The sequence below is a fragment of the Streptomyces sp. NPDC048718 genome (assembly GCF_043198875.1).
Lineage (GTDB): Bacteria > Actinomycetota > Actinomycetes > Streptomycetales > Streptomycetaceae > Streptomyces.
This window is the reverse complement of the sequence record NZ_JBICVG010000012.1, coordinates 42170-61058: the sequence shown is the minus strand read 5'-3', so window position 1 is coordinate 61058 and position 18889 is coordinate 42170. Positions and strand designations below refer to the sequence as shown.

Here is an 18889-nt window from a genome sequence, read left to right as displayed (position 1 = left end):
TCTCGCTCACCTCCTGGGAAGCAGTAACGAACGGTGCCATTCGACAAACGCGGGAAGGACGGAACGGAGCACGCGGAACGCCGATATTCCCCCGCGCACCGTGCCGATCCTGACCAGTTCATGCTCTGGAGCGTCCACGACCACCCGTACGGCCGCAACCGGGCGCGGACCGGCCGAGAGCGCCGTCCGCAGGGTGGCGGCCGACTCCATGTCGACGGCGAGGGCGCCGCCGGCCCGCAGCGCGGCCCGCTCGGGGCCGCGCACCACATGATCGGAGCCGGTCAGGGGGCCGGTGTGGACGGTATGGCCGGGCAGCGCCCGGGTGAGGGCCGCCACGAGCAGCGCGGTGCCGTCGCAGGGCGTGACGCCGTCGCCGTCACGGGTCTCCTCGGCGACGACGACATCGCCGGGGTGCATCCCGGGGGCCAGGCCCGCGCAGAAGCCGGAGGCGATGACCGCCGCGTCCTGCCAGGGCTCACGGCCCAGGACCCGGGCGACGGTCCGGCGCGCGTGCGCCGGCCCCATGCCGGTGCGGACGACGGTCAGCGCGGCGGGCGCACCGCCCCGGCCGCCGCCGCGCAGGGCCAGTTTCTCGATGCCGAGCGCGCAGGCGACGACCAGCGGCGGTACCACGGCGGGGTCTCCCCCGCAGGCCGCTCCGGGCCGGGACACCCCCTCCGGGGCCCGCGGCGGGCCGGCCCCGGGCGCCCCGGTGGCGTCCGGGGCCCCGGCGGCCGGGGCCGGCTCCGGGGGCATCAGCCGGCCTTCCGGGCGTGCGGCACGGGCTCGCCGTGGACATAGCGGCCGAGCGCGGTGAGCGGGAAGACCTGCCGGTAGAGGTGGTAGTTGATGGAGAAGTCCCAGGGGAAGCCGGTCCCGGTGAACTCCGGCTCGTCCCAGGAGCCGTCCGCGCGCTGCCGCTCCACCAACCAGGTGACCCCGCGCCGGACCGCCTCGGACTCCCGTTCGCCGGCCGCGAGCAGCGCGATCAGCGCCCAGGCGGTCTGGGAGGCCGTGGAGCTGCCCTGGCCGCCCCAGTGCGGCATCCGGTACGAGCGCAGGTCCTCACCCCAGCCGCCGTCCTCGTTCTGTACGGATCCGAGCCAGCCGACGGCCCGCCGGATCGCCGGGTGCGTACGGGCGATCCCGGCGGCGACCAGGGCGGGCACCACGGCCCCCGTCCCGTAGACGTAGTTGACGCCCCAGCGGCCGAACCAGGCGCCGCTGGGCTCCTGTTCGGCCAGCAGCCAGTCGACGCCCCGGCGGGCCCGCGGGTCGTCGGCCCGGCCCTCGTAGGCCAGCATCTCCACCACATGGGCGGTGACGTCAGCCGAGGGCGGGTCGATGACCTCGCCGAAGTCGCAGAACGGCATCCGGTTGGGGAAGGGGCTGGTGTTGTCCGCGTCGAAGGCGGCCCAGGCGCCGTTTTTCGACTGCATGCCGAGGGTCCAGCGCACCGCGCGTCTGACGGCCCCGTCCAGCTGCTCCGGATCGGGATGCCCGACCCGGCGCAGCGCCAGGATCACCTCGGCTGTGTCGTCGATGTCGGGGTAGTTGTCGTTGTGGAACTCGAACGCCCAGCCGCCCGGCGGGAGTCCGGGACGACGTACGGCCCAGTCGCCCTTGCGTACGATCTCCTCGCCGAGCATCCAGTCGGCGGCCTTCACGAGCGCGGGGTGATCGGACGGGACGCCGGCGTCGGCGAGCGCGATGGTGGCGAGGCAGGTGTCCCAGACCGGGGACTGGCACGCCTCGATCATGCGCGCGCCGTCCTCGCGCCAGACCGCGAAGCGGTCCAGGGATTCGAGTCCGGCCCGCATGACGGGGTGTTCCAGGTCGTAGCCGAGCAGATACAGGGCGATCACGGAGTAGACGGCGGGTGGCTGGATTCCGCCCCAACACCCGTCGTTCTCCTGGCGTTCGACGATCCAGCGGGCGGCGATGTCGGTGGCGATCTTCCGCAGCCGGCGCGGGGCGATCTTCCGGTAGAGGTGCAGCCCCTTGTCGAGGCGCTGGAAGACGCCGTCCCAACTGGCCGCCGGGGCCAGGGGTTTCACCGGGTTGGGCCGGGCCGGGTCGGTGTGCAGCTCGTCCAGCGGGAACGGGGCGGGCCGCACGGGCCGCTTGGCGGAGACGACGGTGAGGGGCACGATCGTCTGCCGGGCCCAGCAGCCGAAGTCGTAGATGTTGAGCGGGAACCAGCTGGGCAAAAACACCAGCTCGGGCGGCAGTTCGGGCAGGTCGTCCCAGCTCCACCAGCCGAACAGGGCCAGCCAGATGCGGGTGAAGACCCGGGAGGCGGCGATGCCGCCCTGGCCGCGGATCCAGGTCGCGGCGCGTGCCATGTGCGGCGCTTCGGGGAGGTCTCCGGCCAGCCGCAGCGCGACGTACGCCTCGATGGTGGCGGACAGTTCGCCGGGCCCGCCGTAGAAGGTGGCCCAGGTGCCGTCCTCGCGCTGTTCGCCGCGGATGAAGAGGGCGGCGGCCCGGGTGGTTTCGGGGTCGAGGATGCCGAGGAACTGGCGGAGCAGGAGGTCTTCGGCGTCCATGGTGACGTTGGTCTCCAGGTCGCCCTTCCACCAGCCTTCGGCGTCCTGGCGGCCGAGGAGGTGGGCGACGGAGCGCTGGGCGGCCCGCCCGGCGGCCTCGTCGAGTCCGTCCGCTCCGATGGCGGGCGCGTCGCCGGTGGTGGTCGTCATGGCCTCGGCGGCCGGAGGAGCTCCGGGGGCCGGGGCGGCCGTGACGGTGGCGGTCGGGGGCGCGCCGGCGACGGTCGCCGTCCCGGTGAAGGCCGTCCCCGTCGGGTCGCCGACGGTCCCGGTGATCGACTCGGTGAGCGAGTCGCTGAGCGAGTCGCTGAGCGAGTCGCTGATCGACTCGGTGCGCGAGTCGGTGAGCGAGTCGCTGATCGGATCGATGGCCGGATCAGGGCTCGTATCGGTGGTCGTGTCGCTGGCCGCGGCCGCCCGGGGTCCCATGGCCCCGGCGTTCCCGTCGGTCGTCGCTGTCATGGCGTCCCCTTCGCAGTTCAGTGTGCTTCCGCGTACTTCTGCTTTCTCGGGTCTGCCGTCGGCCGGTGCTCGGTGGCACCGGCCGGCGACTGCGCAGCTATATCAGAACGATGGCGATCATCTCTTCCGCACGACGACGAAATCGGCCAGTGCCACGAGCTGTTCCCGGACGTGCTCGGGCAGCTCCACCTCGTGCAGCGCACCGATGGCGATGGCGTGCTGGCGGCGGGCTTCCTGGGAGGTCCACTCCCGGCCGCCGGCCTCCTCGATGAGGGCGGCGCGGGTGGCGAACTCCTCCTCGGAGAAGGATTCGAACTCGGTGCTCTTGGCATCGGCGGCGAGCAGGCCGGCGAGCCGCTCGGAGGCCGGACCGCCCGCCGCGAGGGCGGCGACGACCGGCAGCGACTTCTTGCGCTGGCGCAGGTCGCTCCAGGTCTGCTTGCCGGTGGACTCCGGGTCGCCCCAGATGCCGAGGAGGTCGTCGACGGCCTGGAACGCGAGGCCCAGGTGGTAGCCGTACTCCTCCAGCTTGTCGGCGGTGCGGTCGTCGGCGCCGCCGAGGACGGCGCCGATGGAGACGGCGCAGGCGATCAGGGCGCCGGTCTTGTTGCCCTCCATCACCAGGCACTCCTCGACGCTGACGCGCTCGCGGTGCTCATAGGAGATGTCCTGCGCCTGCCCGTCGATGAGCTTGCGGGTGGCGGTGGTCAGACGGCGGGTGGCACGGCCGGCCTCGACGGTGCCGAGTTCGAGCAGCAGCTCGTTGGCGAGGGCGAAAAGCGCGTCGCCGACGAGGATGGCCTGGGCCGGGCCGTGCACCTTCCAGACGGTGTCACGGTGCCGTCGCTGCTCGTCGCCGTCCATCAGGTCGTCGTGCAGCAGCGAGAAGTTGTGGACCAGCTCCACGGCGACGGCGCCGACGACGCCGACCTCGGGGGCGGCGCCCGCGGCCTCGGCCGAGATCAGCGCGAGCGCGGGGCGCACGGCCTTGCCGCTGTCGGCCTCGGTCGGGTTGCCGTCGGCGTCGATCCAGCCGAAGTGATAGGCGGCCACGGTGTCCATCGGCGGCGCGAGGCGGTCGACGGCCGCCCGCATCACGGGCGTGGACAGGGCGCGGCCCCGCTCCAGCAGTGCGACGACGTCCGCGGTGTCGACGGCCGGATTCCCCGGGGGCACAGTCGGCACGGTTTCTCCTCTAGTTCCGGTACTCACACTCATGCCGCCTCCTGCAGCGGATGGTCATAGGGGCGGCCGAGTGCGCGGAGCGCGGCGCTCGCGGCGGTGAAGCCGCTGCGCACGGCGCCCTCCATGGTCGCGGGCCAGCCGGTGGCGGTCCACGCGCCGGCCAGGTAGAGGCCGGGAGCGTGGGTACGGGCGCCGGGGCGGAGCCGGCCGACGCCAGGGGTGGGGGCGAACGTGGCGGTGCGTTCGCGGGTCACGAAGAAGTCCCGGACACCGGCGCCTCGGGCGGCCGGCAGCAGCCGCTCCAGTTCGGGCAGGTAGCGGGCGCGCAGCGCGGCGACGGGTTCGTCGATGTCGTCCTGGGCGGCGGACTGGGAGATCGCGAGGTACTGGCCGGGGCCCGTCAGACCGGAGGACTCGGTGCGGTCGAAAACCCACTGGACCGGGGAGCCGAGCGCGGTGAAGAACGGCTGCCGGAGCACCTTGCGGTCGTAGACCACGTGCAGGTTGAGGATGGGCGCGGTGTCGATGCGAAGGAGCCGGCCGGGGTCGTCGAGGGCGCCGTCGGGCAGCAGCGCGTGGGTCTCGTGCTGCGGTACGGCGAGGACGACGGCGTCGGCGCGGAGCGTCTCCCCCGAGGTCTCGATCGTCCAGGTGCCGTCGTCGTCGCGGCTGATCCGCTCGGCCTTGGCGCGCAGTTCGGTACGGACGCCGGCCGAGTCCAGCGCCTTGTGGGCGAGGGTGTCGTGCAGCTCGCCGAGCGGGACACGGGCCCAGCCGATGTCGGCGGCGCCGTTGTCGGAGAGCAGCCCGGTCTTGAAGACCATGGCGGCCAGACCGAGGGAGGCGTGCGGGGCGGTGGCGTTGAGGGTGGCGACGCCGACCAGGTCCCACAGCGCCTCGACGGTCCGCTCGGACTGGCCGTGGCGGCGCAGCCAGGCGGCGAAGTCGACGTCGTCGAGGGCGGGGTCGGCGAGGTCGAGTGCGCCGAGCGCGAGCGCGGCCCGGCCGACGCTCGCGCGTTCGGCGAGCGACAGGTGCGGATAGGTGGCGAGGCTCCAGCCGAGGTGCAGGGGGACGGGCAGCCCGGTGCGCCGCAGTCGGCCGAGCCGCGGTCCGCGGGGGTGGCCGACGTCGAGTACGGGCACGTCGAGGCGCGGCTGGACGGGGGCGAGGTGGGCGCCCTGGATCCGGTCGAGGAACCAGCGGTACGCGGTGCAGCAGCGCAGGTAGACGTGCTGTCCGTTGTCGACGCTGAGGTCGCCGCGGCGGAACGAGAAGGCGAGGCCGCCCAGGCGGGGCCGGCCTTCGAGCAGGGTGACCCGCAACCCGGCCTCGGCCAGCTGGAGGGCGCTGGTCACCCCGGCGAGCCCGCCGCCGACGACGACGGCGTGCGGACGCCCGTCGTCGTGCGCGGACATGCCGGTGGCCTGGCCGGCCCCGGTGCGCGTGGTGTCGTCGGCGGTCATGCGCTCTCCTCCCCGTGCGGGTGACGCACTGCCCCGGTGAGGGACGCGAGGGCGGCGGCCCGGGTTGTCCGGGCGGGCCTCACGCGGGCCTCCTGACCGCACGCCGGGAGACATGGCGGGCGTCGAGGCCGGACAGACCGCGCACCGCGACGTACGCCTTCTCGTGGCCGGGCAGCGAGACCCGGCCGCGCAGGACGGCGGCGGGGTCGCGGGCGATGCGGTCGAGCAGCCGGCGGTAGATGCCGGCCATGGCGGCGACGCAGGCACCGCTGCGCCGGTCGAGCATCGGCAGCAGCCGGTAGCCCTCGGCGAACAGGGCGCGGGCGCGGCGGACCTGGAAGTGGACGAGTCCGTCGAAGTCGGCGCCGGGGGGCGGGGTGTCGGCGGCGAAGCCGTCGGCGCAGCCGAACTTGGCGAGGTCGTCAAAGGGCAGGTAGGTACGGCCGCCCAGGGCGTCCTCGCGGACGTCGCGCAGGATGTTGGTGAGCTGGAGGGCGAGCCCGAGGGTGTCCGCGTACTCCGCCGCCTTGTCGGCCCGGTCGGTGCCGGGCTGGGTGCCGAAGACGCCGAGCGAGAGCCGCCCGATGGCACCGGCCACACAGCGGCAGTAGACCTTGAGGTCGTCCCAGGTCTCGTAGCTCCGCCCGTGGACGTCCATGAGGACGCCGTCGATGAGCTCGTCGAGCCCGCCGAGCGGGATCGGGAAGCGCCGGGCGGCGTCGGCGAGGGCGACGGCGACCGGGTCGGTGTCGTCCTCGTGGACCTGACCGGTCCGGATGCGGCCGAGCAGGGCGCGGGTGGCCTCCAGGCGCTCCTGCTTCTCGGCGGGCGGCAGCGGGCCGTCGCCGATGTCGTCGACCCGCCGGGAGAAGGCGTACAGGGCCGACATGGCCTGCCGCTTCTCGGTCGGCAGGAGCCGGATGCCGTACGCGAAGTTCCGGGCCTGCTGCCCGGTCACCGCCTCGCAGTAGCTGTACGCGGCCTGGACCGGCGCGGACGGCTGGGACTGTCCCTCCACTTTCCGGTTCACCCCTCTCTCCGCGCCGCGAGCAGAACGGCGCCCGCTCGGCGCATCACACTCGTTTTGGCGGCCTTGGGCGGCCCGGGCAGGACGTCGTAGCCGGCGTCGGCGATCGCGTCGAGTGCCGCGTACCCTCCGGCGGTGAAACCGGCGAGGAGCAGCCGCAGCCGGCCGTGGACGCTGCCGACGAGCGGGGCGCCGGCGTCGAGCAGACCGCGCGCGCGGTCCGCCTCGAAGGCGATCAGGGCACGTACGGAGGCGCCGGCCGTGGGACGGGCCAGGTCGTCCTCGGTGACGCGGAAGCGGTCGAGGTCCTCGGCGGGCAGATAGATCCGGTCGCGGCCGAGGTCCTCGGCGACGTCCTGGAGGTGTTCGACGATCTGGAGCGCGGTGCAGATCGCGTCGGACCGGCGGATCCGCTCGGGGGTGGCGGTGCCGGTGAGGGCGAGGACGAGCCGGCCGACGGGGTTGGCCGACAGCTCGCAGTAGGCGAGCAGGTCGTCGTAGCTCTCGTAGCGGCGGACCAGCTGGTCCTGGCGGTTGGCGGCGACCAGGCCGAGGAACGGGGCGGGGTCGAGCCGGAGCCGGGCGACGGTGGGACCGAGCGCGCGCAGCAGCGGGTGATGGGCGGGGCCGTCCCCGGGGGCGAAGACCCGCTTGAGGTCGGCTTCGAAGGCGTCGAGCAGGACGAGCCGGTCGGCGGCCCGCTCGGGCGGGACGCCGAGGTGGGCGGCGTCGGCGCCGCCGGGGGCGAGGTCGCCGTCGCCGATGTCGTCGACGAGGCGGGCGAAGCCGTAGACGGCCATGAGGTCCTCGCGCCAGGCGCGCGGCAGGAAGAAAGGAGCCACGGGGAAGTTCTCGTCCGCGGCCTTGCGGAGTGTGGCGCGCGAGGAGTCGTCAGGGCGCTCCTGCCGGGTTCCCTTCACCGGCGGCTGCCCGACGCGCGGACGGCGACGCCCTCGTGGAGCCGGAGATTCTGCGTCATGGCCGTCACATCTCCCGTTCTACACTGCGGACGCAATCCATCCTATTTCGGACACGCCGCCCCGACCCCCGGCGCATCGCCCGGTGATGGGCGCCGAGGGGATTGCCCCCACTTGCCGCGAAACAGACCGGTACAGCTTACGTGGTTGGCATCCCTGCCTGGTGACAGGGGGTCGCCCCCGCAGGGGAACGTACGCGAGTGTGCCAACCTTCCCACGAAAACCGGAAGTTGATTATTTCGTTATCTTCAGGGGGCGCGGGTGCCCGAGACGACCATCGCCAGGGTGGACTCCACGACATCGTCGCGGCGCTGGGCAGGGAGACGGCGCAGCGGGCCTTCGAGAAGCAGCAGCGACAGGCCGTGGACGGCCGACCAGGCGGCGACCTCGGCGGCCGGCCGGCTGGCGCGCGGCGGACGGGCGGCGGCGGACACGGCGGCGAGGGCGTCGGTGAGCAGGCCGAAGGCCCGTACCCCCGCTCCGGCGGGACCGCAATCCGCGCCGTCGCGCTCCGGGGCCGGGCCGGCGCCGAGGGCGGCGGCGCCGACGCCGGCGATTCCGGCGGCATGGGCCGCTTCGACGGCCTGGCCGGCGAGACGGCCGGCCCCGGCGCGGCCGCCGGGTTCGGTGCGGGGGGCGCTGAAGGCGGAGCGGTACAGGCCCGGCTGCTCGACGGCGAAGGCCACGTAGCCGCGGCACAGGGCGGCGAGCCGGGCCTCGGCGGTGAGCGGAGAGCCGTCGGCGCGCGGTCGGGCCGCGGTGTCCTCCATGGCGTCGGCCAGCGCTTGGCGGGCGTGCTCGCGGACGGCGGCGAGGAGCGCGCCGCGGCCCTCGAAGTGCCGGTAGGCGGCGGTGGGCGAGACACCGACGCGGCGGGCGGCCTCGCGCAGCACGACCCGCTCGGGGCCGCCTTCGGTGGCCAGGTCGACGGCCGCGCCGATGAGGGCGTTGCGCAGGTCGCCGTGGTGGTAGGTCTTGCCTCCCGGGATGGCTGCCATGGGGGCCATCCTGCCCGATGTTGACCGCATGAACATTCCGTCGGGGAGCGCGCCGCGCAAAAAACGGACGCATGGACTCCGGCCGTCCGTGATCGCGCGCCCCCGCCGCGCCGGCGGGACGTGGGGGCCGGTCGCCGACGCTCGAACAGGAACGGACGAGGGCGGACGAGGGCGGATAAGGGGAAACCAGGGGATCAAAGCGACCGCCCCCGCCGCTCGGTGCGGCGGGGGCGGTCGGAGCGCGCGGGCCCGGGGCCGCCCGGGACGGCCCCGGGATGCTACTTGCCGGTCTCGCGCTCGTAGGCCTTGATGACCTCGTCGGTCGGGCCGTCCATCAGCAGCTCGCCCTTCTCCAGCCACAGCACCCGGTCGCAGGTGTCCCGGATCGACTTGTTGCTGTGACTGACCAGGAAGACCGTGCCGGCCTCCTTGCGCAGCTCGCGGATGCGCTCCTCGGAGCGGATCTGGAACTTGCGGTCGCCGGTCGCGAGCGCCTCGTCGATCATGAGGACATCGTGCTGCTTGGCGGCGGCGATGGCGAAGCGGAGCCGGGCGCCCATGCCGGACGAGTAGGTCCGCATCGGCAGCGAGATGAAGTCGCCCTTCTCGTTGATCCCGGAGAAGTCGACGATCCCCTGGTAGCGCTCCTTTATCTCCTCGCGGCTCATGCCCATGGCGAGACCGCCGAGGATGACGTTGCGCTCACCGGTCAGATCGCTCATCAGCGCCGCGTTGACGCCGAGCAGCGAGGGCTGGCCGTCGGTGTAGATCTTGCCGCTCTCGGTGGGCAGCAGACCCGCGATGGCACGCAGCAGGGTCGACTTGCCGGAGCCGTTGGTGCCGATGAGGCCGATGGCCTCGCCCCGGTAGGCGGTGAAGGAGACACCGCGCACGGCGTGCACCTTGCGCACACCGCGCTCGGACTGCCCCTTGCGGCGCTTGAGGATCCGGCTGAGCGCGGCGGTGGCACTGCCCCTGCCGCCCGCGCCGCCGTTGACCCGGTAGACGATGTGGACGTCGTCCGCGATGACGGTGGGCACCCGGCCCTGGTTCGGATCAGCCACGGCCGTACCTCTCCTCGGCCTTCCAGAAGTAGACGAAGCCGCCGATGCCGATCGCCACGGACCAGGCCAGCGCGGCGAACCAGACATGCGACGGCAGGTTCTGGGAGCCGTAGCCGTCGATCAGCGCGAACCGGATCAGGTCCATGTACAGCGCGGCCGGGTTGTACTGGAGCAGGTCCGCGATCCAGGCGGGCTTGTCCTTCAGCATCACGGGGATGGAGAACATGACGCCCGACGCGTACATCCAGGTGCGCATGATGAACGGCATCAGCTGGGCGAGGTCAGGGGTCTTGGCGCCCATCCTGGCCACGATCATGGCGAGGCCCGCGTTGAACAGGAACTGCAGCACCAGCGCCGGGACCACCAGCAGCCAGCTCGGCGACGGGAAGCTGCCGAAGGCGACCGCGATGCCCGCGAGCACGACCATCGAGAACATCAGCTGCTGAAGCTGCTGAAGCGCGAACGAGATCGGCAGCGAGGCCCGCGGGAAGTGCAGCGCCCGCACCAGGCCGAGGTTGCCGGAGATCGCCCGGACGCCGGCCATCACCGAGCTCTGCGTGAAGGTGAACACGAACACACCGGTCACCAGGAACGGGATGTACACGGAGTGCGACATACCGCGACTGGTACCGATGATCACGCCGAAGATCAGGTAATAGACGCCCGCGTTCAGCAGCGGGGTCACCACCTGCCAGAGCTGGCCGAGCTTCGCCTGGCTGTACTGGGCGGTGAGCTTCGCCTGGGAGAACGCCAGGATGAAGTGGCGGCGCCCCCACAACTGGCGGACGTATTCCGCGAGCCCAGGCCTGGCGCCGCTGACCGAGAGGCCGTACCTCGCGGCCAGTTCGGCCGGACTCAGGCCGTCGTCGACGGACGGCCGGGCGCTCGTCGCGACCCCACCGTCCTGGGTTGTGTCACTCACAAGTCGAAAACTTTCGTGTTCAAGATGCGCGGCAAAGTCGGGTACCACGATGTCAGACGACCGGTGGGCGTCCCATCCGGGTCAGCCGCCACACCGTACGCCACCCCATGGGCCGCCGCGGACCGCAGGCCATCTTCCAGCCCGCCCGGAAACCGCCGAACCACGCCTTGAGCGCGGGTCCGGAAGGCCGCCGCACCAGCGTGAGGAGCAGCCAGACGCCGAGGTAGACCGGCACGAGCAATGCGGGAAGATTACGGCGCGCCAGCCACACGCGATTGCGGGCCACGTTGAAGTGGTACGTCGCGTGCCGGGACGGTGGGGTGGTCGGGTGCAGCAGCACCATGTCGGAACGGTAGTCGATCATCCAACCCGCGTCGAGCGCGCGCCAGGCGAGGTCGGTCTCCTCGTGCGCGTAGAAGAACGCGTCGGGCAGACCGCCGACTTCGGCGAAGACCTTGGTGCGCACCGCGTTGGCGCCGCCCAGGAAGGTGGTCACCCGCGAGGAGCGCATCGGGTCCGAGGCCCGCAGCCTCGGCACGTGCCGGCGCTGGGTCAGTCCCGTCTCCGGGTCGGCGATCCGGAAGCTGACGATGCCGAGCTTCGGGTCGGCGGTGAACGCCTGGCGGATCAGCTCGCCGGTGTCGGTGTTGGCGAGCAGCCCGTCGTCGTCCAGGAAGAGCAGGGCGTCGACGTCGGTGCCGCCGGGGCCGAAGGCCTCGATGCCGACGTTGCGGCCGCCGGGGATGCCGAGGTTCTCCGGCAGGGTGATCGAGCGGACGCCCTCGGGCAGTCCGGGGATCTCGACCCCCTGGCCGACCACGACGACCTCGATGGGGTCGCCCTCCTGCCGGGCCACGGAATCGAGCAGGGCGCGCAGGTCGTCGGGGCGGTTGCCCATGGTGATGACGACCGCGCCCAGCTTCATCGGTTCGGTCATGGTGCCGGCCCTCACTTGAGCCTGCTGGAGGCGAGGATCGACACCAGGTGCAGCACGGTCTGGAGCAGCGCGATGCCGGCCAGCACGGCGACCCCGAGCCGGGAGAAGTACAGGTCGCCCCGGATCTGGTCCACGATCGCGAGGACCAGGATCAGCAAGGACGCCTCGATGCCGAGGATCAGCCGGTGGAACTTGAGCGCGGCCGCGGCCCGGCGGGCCAGTGCCATGCCGGAGGAGCGCGGTTCGGCGGCCGCTTCCTTGACCGGCGGCAGTCCGCCCTGGTGCCGGGCGACCCCGACCAGGTCGGTCTCCGCCTTGATCAGGATGGCGCCGAGCGCGGCGAGGGTGCCGAGGAAGGCCCACAGCCAGTCGATCCGGCCGCCGCCCCACAGGTCGGCGGCGCGCAGCCCGAAGCCGACGAGCACGGCCGCGTCGCACAGGTAGGCGCCGACCCGGTCGAGGTAGACACCGCCCAGCGAGAACTGCTTCTTCCAGCGGGCCACCTCGCCGTCGACGCAGTCGAGCAGCAGGTAGAGCTGGACGGCGACGACACCGAGGACCGCGCCCCAGACGCCCGGGACGAGCAGCGCCGGAGCGGCGAGCACACCGGCGAGGGTCATCACGTACGTCAGCTGGTTCGGCGTCACCCGGGTGGTCACCAGCTGCCGGGTGATCCGCAGCGAGATCTCCCGCATGTAGAGGCGGCCGCCCCAGTGTTCGCCGCTGCGCCGGTCCTTCACACCCGGGGGGTGGACGACCGGACGCAGCTCAGCTACCGATGGTTTGTGCATAGTCGGCGTATGCGTCCCTGATCTCGTCGGCGGACAGGTCGAGGTGTTCGAGGATGGTGTAGCGCCCGGGACGGGTCTGCGGGGCGAACTCCACGGCGCGGACGAACTCGTCCACGCTGAAGCCCATCTCCTCCGGGGACACCGGCAGCCCGTGCCGGCGCAGGGTGGCGACCATCCGCGCGGAGTCGTCGCGGGCCCCGCGCAGGTGCATGGCGAAGGCGGCGCCGAGGCCGCACTGCTCGCCGTGGCTGGCCGCGCGCGTCGGGTAGAGCAGGTCGAAGGCGTGGCTGATCTCGTGGCAGGCGCCCGAGGAGGGGCGGCTGTCGCCACTGATCGACATGGCGATGCCGGACATCACCAGGCCCTCGGAGAGGGTGACCAGGAAGTCGTCCTCGCCGACCCCGCCGGGGTGCCGGAGCACCGCCTCGCCCGCGCTGCGGGCCATGGCGGCGGCCAGGCCGTCGACCTTCTCGCCGGTCTCGCGGTGGGACAGCTCCCAGTCCGCGATGGCGGAGATGTTGGAGATGGCGTCGCCGATGCCGGAGCGGACGAAGCGCGCCGGGGCGTCCCGGATCACGTCGAGGTCGATGACCAGCGCGATCGGGGTGGGCACCCCGTAGGAGCCGCGTCCGTTGTCGTTGTCCAGGGTGGAGATCGGCGAGCAGATGCCGTCGTGCGACAGGTTGGTGGCGATGGCCACCAGCGGCAGCCCGACCCGGGCCGCCGCGTACTTGGTCACATCGATGATCTTGCCGCCGCCGAGCGCCACGACCGCGTCGTAGCGCTTGCCGCGCATGGCGTCGGCCAGCTTGACGGCCTCGTCGATGGTGCCGCCCGAGACCGGGTACCAGTCGGCGCGCGGCATCTCCGGGGCGAAGCGGTCACGCAGCTTCAGGCCGGAGCCGCTGCTGATGGCGACCGCGATCCGTCCGTTGCTGGAGATCCGCTGGTCCGCGAGGAGCGCGGACAGGTCGTCCAGCGCTCCCCCGCGGATGTCGACGACGACCGGCGACGGAATGAGCCGGGTCAGTACTGGCACGCGATGTCCCGGCCCTTCGCGAGGTCGTCGTGGTTGTCGATCTCGACCCACTTGACGTCGCCGATGGGCTCCACGTCGATGGTGAAGCCGCGGTTCACCATCTCCTGGTAGCCGTCCTCGTAGTACAGGTCGGGGTCGCGCTCGAAGGTGGTCTTCAGGGCGTCGGCCAGCTCCTCGGCGGCCTCGGCCTCGATGAGGGTGACACCGATGTACTCGCCCGTCGCGTCGGCCGGGTCCATCAGCTTGGTGATCTTCGTGACGCCCTTGCCCTCGGCGGTGACGACCTTCATCTCCTCGTCGGCGAGGTTCTTCACCGTGTCGAGGGCGAGGATGATCTTCCGGCCCTCGCCGCGGGCGGCGAGCAGCGTCTTCTCCACGGAGACCGGGTGCACGGTGTCGCCGTTGGCCAGGATCACGCCCTGCTTCAGGACGTCACGGGCGCACCACAGGGAGTAGGCGTTGTTCCACTCCTCGGCCTTGTCGTTGTCGATGAGGGTCAGCTTGAGGCCGTACTTCGACTCCAGCTGCTCCTTGCGCGCGTACACGGCCTCCTTGCGGTAGCCGACGACGATCGCGACCTCTTCGAGGCCGACCTCGGCGAAGTTCTTCAGCGTGAGGTCGAGAACGGTCAGCGAACCGTCGCCGGCCGGGTCCACGGGCACGAGGGCCTTCGGAAGGGTGTCGGTGTAGGGGCGCAGACGCCGTCCGGCACCGGCTGCCAGTACGAGGCCAATCATGCTGTCTCTCCTTCGTCGTGTACGGCGGGCGCCCCGGAGGAGACCCAGAAACGGATCGACTCCACGAGCGCCACGAGACCCACGGCGACCGCGAGGGCGGTCAGTGCCGTGGTGAGGTCATTGCCACGGTTCGCCAGCAGGGCGGCGAGGACGGCCACCACGAGGGTGCGTCCCTCGTGACCGCCGAGGACGCGCACCAGCCAGGCGGGCGGCGCGCCGGCGTTGCCGCGAATGCGGTACACCGTGTCGTAGTGATGGTAGGCGACCGCCGCGACCAGCCCGAATGCGGCCGGAAGAGCCTGGGCGGCGTCGGAGGCGGCAGCCAGGGCGAGGATCGTTCCGTACTCGGCGGCACGGAAGAACGGCGGGACGAGCCAGTCGAGCGCGCCCTTCAGCGGGGCGGCCACGGCCTGCCCGGCCCAGAAGGCGTACGCGAGGGCGGCGGCCACCGTGGCCCAGCCGGGGCCGGTCACCAGGGCGCAGACCGGCAGGCAGACCGCGCCGAACAGCGCGAACAGCGGCGCCGTGAGGCCCTTGGCCCGGTCGCGGCGGAACATCCGGGCGACGGCCGAGGCGAGCGGGCCGGTGTCGGCGAGCGCGGCGAGCGCCTCGGCGGCGCGGTCGGTGCGCGGGGCCTTGCGGCCGACCGAGCGCAGCAGCCGGCCGGCGGTGGTGTAGCAGGCGCCGAAGGCACAGCCGGCGATCAGCGCCCAGAAGACGATCCGGGGGCTGGTGACGGCGGTGAGGACGGCGATCATCGCCCAGCGCTCGCCGATCGGCAGGATGATCATGCGCCGGGCCCAGACCGTCCAGCCGACGCTGTCGAGCCGGCTGGAGACGCCCAGGCTGGTCTTGGCGGTGGATCCGGCGCTCTCGGCGTCGTTCGTGTTCGCCTCGTTGAAGGCGAAGTCCACGACATGGCGGCAGGTCATGAGGACCATGGCGCCCAGCGCGAGGGCCCAGACGTCGTCGCCGCCCCGGGCCGCGCCGAGCGCGAGACCGGCGTAGAAGGCGTACTCCTTGGCGCGGTCGAAGGTGGCGTCGAGCCAGGCGCCCATCGTCGAGTACTTCAGCGCGTACCGGGCGAGCTGCCCGTCCGTGCAGTCCAGGACGAAGGAGACGAGCAGCAGCACACCGGCGGCCACGAAACCCGCGCGCTCGCCGGTGGCGGCGCAGCCGGCCGCGATCAGCGCGGTGAGCAGCGAGGCGGTGGTGACCTGGTTGGGGGTCAGTCCGCGGCGCGCGCACCAGCGGGCGATGTAGCGCGAGTACGGGCTGATGAAGAAGGTCGTGAAGAAGCCGTCGTGGGCCTTGACCGCGGAGCGCAGGCGTACGGCTTCGTCGTCGACGGCCTCGACGGCGGCGCGCGCCTCGTGGCGGGCCTCCGGGTCGGTGGGAACGGCGGCGACGAGGGAGCCGAGCTGCGGGCGGTGGACGGCGACGCCGTCGGCGTCGAGCGCGTCGGCGAGAGTGTCGGGCAGGCTGCCGGCCGGGGCCTGCGCGGTGGCCGGTCCGCCGTCGCGCGCGGAGGCGGGAGCGGGGGCCTGTCCGGCGGTCTGCCCGGGGGCACCGGCGTCCGGGGCGGGGTCGCCCATGCCGCGCTCGGCGGGCCCGCTCCGCTCGGCCGCGGCCAGGGCGCGGTCGAGGGCCGGCCGGGCCTCGGGCCGCACGGCCAGCGCGCCGGCCACGGCGGCGGCCGGGAAGCGGGGGTCGGTGAGGGCGAGGCGCAACGCGTGCGGGTGACCGACGAAACGGGGGTCCACCAGGGCGACCCGCGTTCCGGCGGGCACCCGGGCGAGCAGGGCGCCCGTCTCGTGGGGGCCGGAGGCGGTCTCGACCCGGAAGCCGAGGGACCGCAGATCGGCGTCGAGCGACGATCCGGGTACCGGCGGGCCGGTGAGGATGGCGGTCGACAGGGCGAACTCACTCCTTGGAGCTGACGGACGGGCCGCGGGACCCATGACTCGGCCCCGGGCGCGGCGACACGGCCCGGTACCGGGCGGCGGCACGTCGGCTGAGGCTATCGGATGACGGAAGCCCGAGTTCACCGAGGTTTCGCGGTACCGCCTCCGCACGGCCGTCCCACTGTCGAACAAGTGATTCGACCTCGCGTTCCTCATCATGGGTGATCAACCGTCCGGGTCACAAAACCGCGCCTGGGCGCGCGGTCCCCCGCCCCTGCGACGACGATCGGACACGTGTCTCCACGTTTTTCATCACCGCAGGTCAGAGCATATGACAACGGTGTTCAGTACCGTGTTGCACATACCCCCCACCCGTAGTTCACTGGCGAATCGGAGCACCGGACGACGGCACGAGACCACACGCGACGACACGATCGGGAGGCCACGCCATGGGGGCTGGACACGACCACGGACACAGCCACGGCGGCCCCCCGCCGACCGGCACCGCGGCCGCCGCGTACCAAAACCGACTGCGCATCGCACTCGGCATCACGCTCTCCGTGATGGTGGTGGAGATCATCGGCGGCATGGTCGCCGACTCCCTCGCCCTGATCGCGGACGCGGCCCACATGGCGACCGACGCCGTCGGCCTCGGCATGGCACTGCTCGCCATCCACTTCGCCAACCGGCCGCCGAGCGGCAACCGCACCTTCGGCTACGCGCGCGCCGAGATCCTGGCCGCGCTCGCCAACTGTCTGCTGCTCCTCGGCGTCGGCGGATACGTCCTGTTCGAGGCGATCGGACGGTTCCTCGAACCGGCCGAGACCCGGGGCGGCCTCACCATCGCCTTCGCACTGGTCGGCCTGGTCGCCAATGTGATCTCACTGTCCCTGCTGATGCGCGGCCAGCAGGAGAGCCTGAACGTCCGCGGCGCCTACCTGGAGGTCCTGGCCGACGCGCTCGGCTCGGTGACGGTCCTGATCGCGGCGGGCGTCATCCTGCTCACCGGCTGGACCTACGCGGACCCGATCGCCTCGCTCGTCATCGGTCTGATGATCGTGCCGCGTACGGTGAAACTGCTGCGGGAGACGCTCGACGTCCTGCTGGAGTCCGCCCCCAAGGGGGTCGACATGGCCGAGGTACGGGCGCACATCCTGGCCCTGCCGGGCGTCGAGGACGTCCACGATCTGCACGCCTGGACGATCACCTCGGGCCTGCCGGTGCTCTCCGCGCACGTGGTGGTGACCCCGGACGCGCTGGACGCGGTGGGCCACGAGGAGATGCTGCACGCGCTCCAGAGCTGCCTCGGCTCGCACTTCGACGTGGAGCACTGCACCTTCCAGCTGGAGCCGGCCGGGCACGCCGCACACGAGGCGAAGCTCTGCCTGTGACCCGTGGCCTGCGCCCCATGGCCGGTGGCCTGCGACCTGGCCGGTGAACGTACGATCCGCGCTTCGGATTCGCACATGTGTCCGCGTATGGGATCAAGCCAGCCTTCACTGTTCCGGACGAAGCGATGACGGCACTCGACCCGGACGGTTCCGGGGCCGCCGCCGGGGGCACGATCAGCCATCCCGTGGCTTTCGGGGTCTGAGCGCGGAGCCGCTCCCGCCGTTTCGGGGTGTACTCCGGAGCGGTGCGGAGCGGCCATGTCCGGCCGCCGAAGTGCGGACAAGCCGGTTTTGTGCGGCAGACTGAGCCAGGGGTCATCCGGCGGATCGAGGTCGGACGGACCCTGGCCCCCAGGGCGAGGACCAAAGCGAAGGATGGGTATGCCGACCACACCAGCCACCCTGGCTCACAGTTCGACGAACGGCGCCGGGCCGGTCGCGGCCGAGGAGCCGATCATGCTCGAACTGGTCGACGAGGACGGCGTCACGATCGGTACGGCGGAGAAGCTGGCCGCCCACCAGGCGCCGGGGCAGCTGCACCGCGCCTTCTCCGTCTTCCTCTTCGACGAGGCCGGCCGCATGCTGCTACAGCGCCGGGCGCTCGGAAAGTACCACTCCCCCGGCGTGTGGTCGAACACCTGCTGCGGCCACCCCTACCCGGGCGAGGCGCCTTTCGCGGCGGCGGCCCGGCGCACCTTCGAGGAGCTGGGCGTCTCGCCGTCGCTGCTCGCGGAGGCGGGCACGGTCCGCTACAACCACCCGGACCCGGCCTCGGGTCTGGTGGAGCAGGAGTTCAACCACCTCTTCGTCGGCCTGGTGCAGGAGGCTCCGCGCCCGGACCCGGAGGAGATCGGGGACACCGCCTTCGTGACGGCGGCCGAGCTGGCGGAGCGCCACGCGGCCGTGCCGTTCTCCGCCTGGTTCATGACGGTGCTGGACGCGGCGCGGCCGGCGATCAGGGAGCTGACGGGGCAGGCCGGGGGCTGGTGAACCGGACGGGCCGGGCCCCTTCGGGCCGGGCCCGGACAGTGCGTCGTACGTCGTGAGAGGCCGGACCTTCGGGTCCGGCCTCTCGGGCGTTCGGGGGTGCGGGGGCCGGATGGTGTGCGCGGGAAGCCGGTCCGGTGGCCCGGACATGGAAAGGGGCCCCGGCCTCGGCCGGGGCCCTCGTGGGTGTGGGGTGGTGCGTTCGTACGGGGTGCGGGTCAGGCGGGGAGGCCGCCGAGGGTCCGGGGGCGCGGCGCGCCCTTCACAGGCCGAGGCCGACCGGGCCGCCGGGGACCCGTAGTCCGGGCGCGTGGACGCCCTGCGGGTGGCTGCCCTGTGGACGGGCGCCCGGCGCCGGTGCCTCGGCCGTCGCCCGGACTCCGGCGCCGGGAGGCGCCGGATGCTGTCGGGGGGGCCGGGCCGGCTGCGGACCGGGCGGGGCCGCGGAGGCCG

Annotated in this window: 16 protein-coding genes; 2 read left to right on the top strand and 14 right to left on the bottom strand. The window is 72.7% G+C overall.

All coding sequences use genetic code 11. The features are described 5' to 3' along the window. Nucleotides 1-6 precede the first annotated feature (6 nt). The 14 genes from ACGFRB_RS22730 to ACGFRB_RS22665 form a co-directional block, all read right to left on the bottom strand. Nucleotides 7-756 (bottom strand): 1-hydroxy-2-methyl-2-butenyl 4-diphosphate reductase, encoded by a 750-nt coding sequence (locus tag ACGFRB_RS22730; RefSeq protein WP_393245363.1) that lies wholly within the window; start codon nucleotides 754-756, stop codon nucleotides 7-9. After that, a complete protein-coding gene (gene shc / locus ACGFRB_RS22725) occupies nucleotides 756-2699 on the bottom strand; it encodes a squalene--hopene cyclase (protein ID WP_393245676.1) in 1944 nt (647 codons plus the stop codon). The genes ACGFRB_RS22730 and shc overlap by 1 nt, the downstream gene beginning before the upstream one ends. A gap of 429 nt (nucleotides 2700-3128) precedes the next feature. Continuing rightward, on the bottom strand, nucleotides 3129-4229 hold the full coding sequence (locus tag ACGFRB_RS22720; protein ID WP_393245361.1) for a polyprenyl synthetase family protein: 1101 nt from the start codon (nucleotides 4227-4229) through the stop codon (nucleotides 3129-3131). Beyond that, nucleotides 4226-5614: a hydroxysqualene dehydroxylase HpnE gene (hpnE, locus tag ACGFRB_RS22715; protein WP_393245674.1), complete on the bottom strand. Its 1389-nt coding sequence runs from the start codon at nucleotides 5612-5614 to the stop codon at nucleotides 4226-4228. The genes ACGFRB_RS22720 and hpnE overlap by 4 nt, the downstream gene beginning before the upstream one ends. A 127-nt stretch (nucleotides 5615-5741) precedes the next feature. Next, entirely contained in the window at nucleotides 5742-6692 is a 951-nt protein-coding gene (hpnD, locus tag ACGFRB_RS22710; RefSeq protein WP_363004490.1) for a presqualene diphosphate synthase HpnD, read from the bottom strand. Beyond that, the gene (gene hpnC / locus ACGFRB_RS22705) at nucleotides 6689-7609 is read right to left on the bottom strand and encodes a squalene synthase HpnC (protein ID WP_393245359.1); all 921 of its coding nucleotides are present in this window, start codon (nucleotides 7607-7609) and stop codon (nucleotides 6689-6691) included. The genes hpnD and hpnC overlap by 4 nt, the downstream gene beginning before the upstream one ends. Before the next feature lie 305 nt (nucleotides 7610-7914). After that, nucleotides 7915-8664: a TetR/AcrR family transcriptional regulator gene (locus tag ACGFRB_RS22700; RefSeq protein WP_393245357.1), complete on the bottom strand. Its 750-nt coding sequence runs from the start codon at nucleotides 8662-8664 to the stop codon at nucleotides 7915-7917. 278 nt (nucleotides 8665-8942) lie between these two features. Next, a complete protein-coding gene (locus tag ACGFRB_RS22695; RefSeq protein ID WP_363004484.1) occupies nucleotides 8943-9728 on the bottom strand; it encodes an ABC transporter ATP-binding protein in 786 nt (261 codons plus the stop codon). Next, nucleotides 9721-10650: an ABC transporter permease gene (locus ACGFRB_RS22690; protein WP_363004482.1), complete on the bottom strand. Its 930-nt coding sequence runs from the start codon at nucleotides 10648-10650 to the stop codon at nucleotides 9721-9723. The genes ACGFRB_RS22695 and ACGFRB_RS22690 overlap by 8 nt, the downstream gene beginning before the upstream one ends. A 52-nt stretch (nucleotides 10651-10702) precedes the next feature. Beyond that, complete coding sequence (locus ACGFRB_RS22685; protein WP_393245355.1) at nucleotides 10703-11587, bottom strand: glycosyltransferase family 2 protein; 885 nt, start codon at nucleotides 11585-11587, stop codon at nucleotides 10703-10705. Nucleotides 11588-11598: 11 nt separating this feature from the next. Further along, nucleotides 11599-12378: a CDP-alcohol phosphatidyltransferase family protein gene (locus tag ACGFRB_RS22680; RefSeq protein WP_363004477.1), complete on the bottom strand. Its 780-nt coding sequence runs from the start codon at nucleotides 12376-12378 to the stop codon at nucleotides 11599-11601. Then, nucleotides 12356-13417, bottom strand: a complete 1062-nt coding sequence (locus ACGFRB_RS22675; RefSeq protein WP_361225424.1) for an iron-containing alcohol dehydrogenase family protein — start codon at nucleotides 13415-13417, stop codon at nucleotides 12356-12358. The genes ACGFRB_RS22680 and ACGFRB_RS22675 overlap by 23 nt, the downstream gene beginning before the upstream one ends. Further along, nucleotides 13405-14154: a sugar phosphate nucleotidyltransferase gene (locus ACGFRB_RS22670; protein WP_393245352.1), complete on the bottom strand. Its 750-nt coding sequence runs from the start codon at nucleotides 14152-14154 to the stop codon at nucleotides 13405-13407. The genes ACGFRB_RS22675 and ACGFRB_RS22670 overlap by 13 nt, the downstream gene beginning before the upstream one ends. After that, nucleotides 14151-16070: a DUF5941 domain-containing protein gene (locus ACGFRB_RS22665; protein ID WP_393245672.1), complete on the bottom strand. Its 1920-nt coding sequence runs from the start codon at nucleotides 16068-16070 to the stop codon at nucleotides 14151-14153. The genes ACGFRB_RS22670 and ACGFRB_RS22665 overlap by 4 nt, the downstream gene beginning before the upstream one ends. A gap of 437 nt (nucleotides 16071-16507) precedes the next feature. Here ACGFRB_RS22665 and ACGFRB_RS22660 point away from each other — a divergent pair, with 437 nt between their 5' ends. Both ACGFRB_RS22660 and idi read left to right on the top strand, forming a co-directional pair. Beyond that, a complete protein-coding gene (locus tag ACGFRB_RS22660; RefSeq protein WP_393245350.1) occupies nucleotides 16508-17449 on the top strand; it encodes a cation diffusion facilitator family transporter in 942 nt (313 codons plus the stop codon). A gap of 381 nt (nucleotides 17450-17830) precedes the next feature. Beyond that, nucleotides 17831-18439, top strand: coding sequence for an isopentenyl-diphosphate Delta-isomerase (idi, locus tag ACGFRB_RS22655; RefSeq protein ID WP_361225436.1), 609 nt, complete (start codon nucleotides 17831-17833; stop codon nucleotides 18437-18439). The last annotated feature ends 450 nt before the right edge of the window (nucleotides 18440-18889 follow it).

Bases quoted from the DNA above. Each gene is read 5' to 3' on its own strand.
- ACGFRB_RS22730 (WP_393245363.1), bottom strand. From the start codon at position 756: ATGCCCCCGGAGCCGGCCCCGGCCGCCGGGGCCCCGGACGCCACCGGG.
- ACGFRB_RS22720 (WP_393245361.1), bottom strand. From the start codon at position 4,229: ATGAGTGTGAGTACCGGAACTAGAGGAGAAACCGTGCCGACTGTGCCC.
- idi (WP_361225436.1), top strand. From the start codon at position 17,831: ATGCCGACCACACCAGCCACCCTGGCTCACAGTTCGACGAACGGCGCC.
- ACGFRB_RS22670 (WP_393245352.1), bottom strand. From the start codon at position 14,154: ATGATTGGCCTCGTACTGGCAGCCGGTGCCGGACGGCGTCTGCGCCCC.
- ACGFRB_RS22685 (WP_393245355.1), bottom strand. From the start codon at position 11,587: ATGACCGAACCGATGAAGCTGGGCGCGGTCGTCATCACCATGGGCAAC.
- ACGFRB_RS22700 (WP_393245357.1), bottom strand. From the start codon at position 8,664: ATGGCAGCCATCCCGGGAGGCAAGACCTACCACCACGGCGACCTGCGC.
- shc (WP_393245676.1), bottom strand. From the start codon at position 2,699: ATGACGACCACCACCGGCGACGCGCCCGCCATCGGAGCGGACGGACTC.
- hpnE (WP_393245674.1), bottom strand. From the start codon at position 5,614: ATGTCCGCGCACGACGACGGGCGTCCGCACGCCGTCGTCGTCGGCGGC.
- ACGFRB_RS22660 (WP_393245350.1), top strand. From the start codon at position 16,508: ATGGGGGCTGGACACGACCACGGACACAGCCACGGCGGCCCCCCGCCG.
- ACGFRB_RS22680 (WP_363004477.1), bottom strand. From the start codon at position 12,378: ATGCACAAACCATCGGTAGCTGAGCTGCGTCCGGTCGTCCACCCCCCG.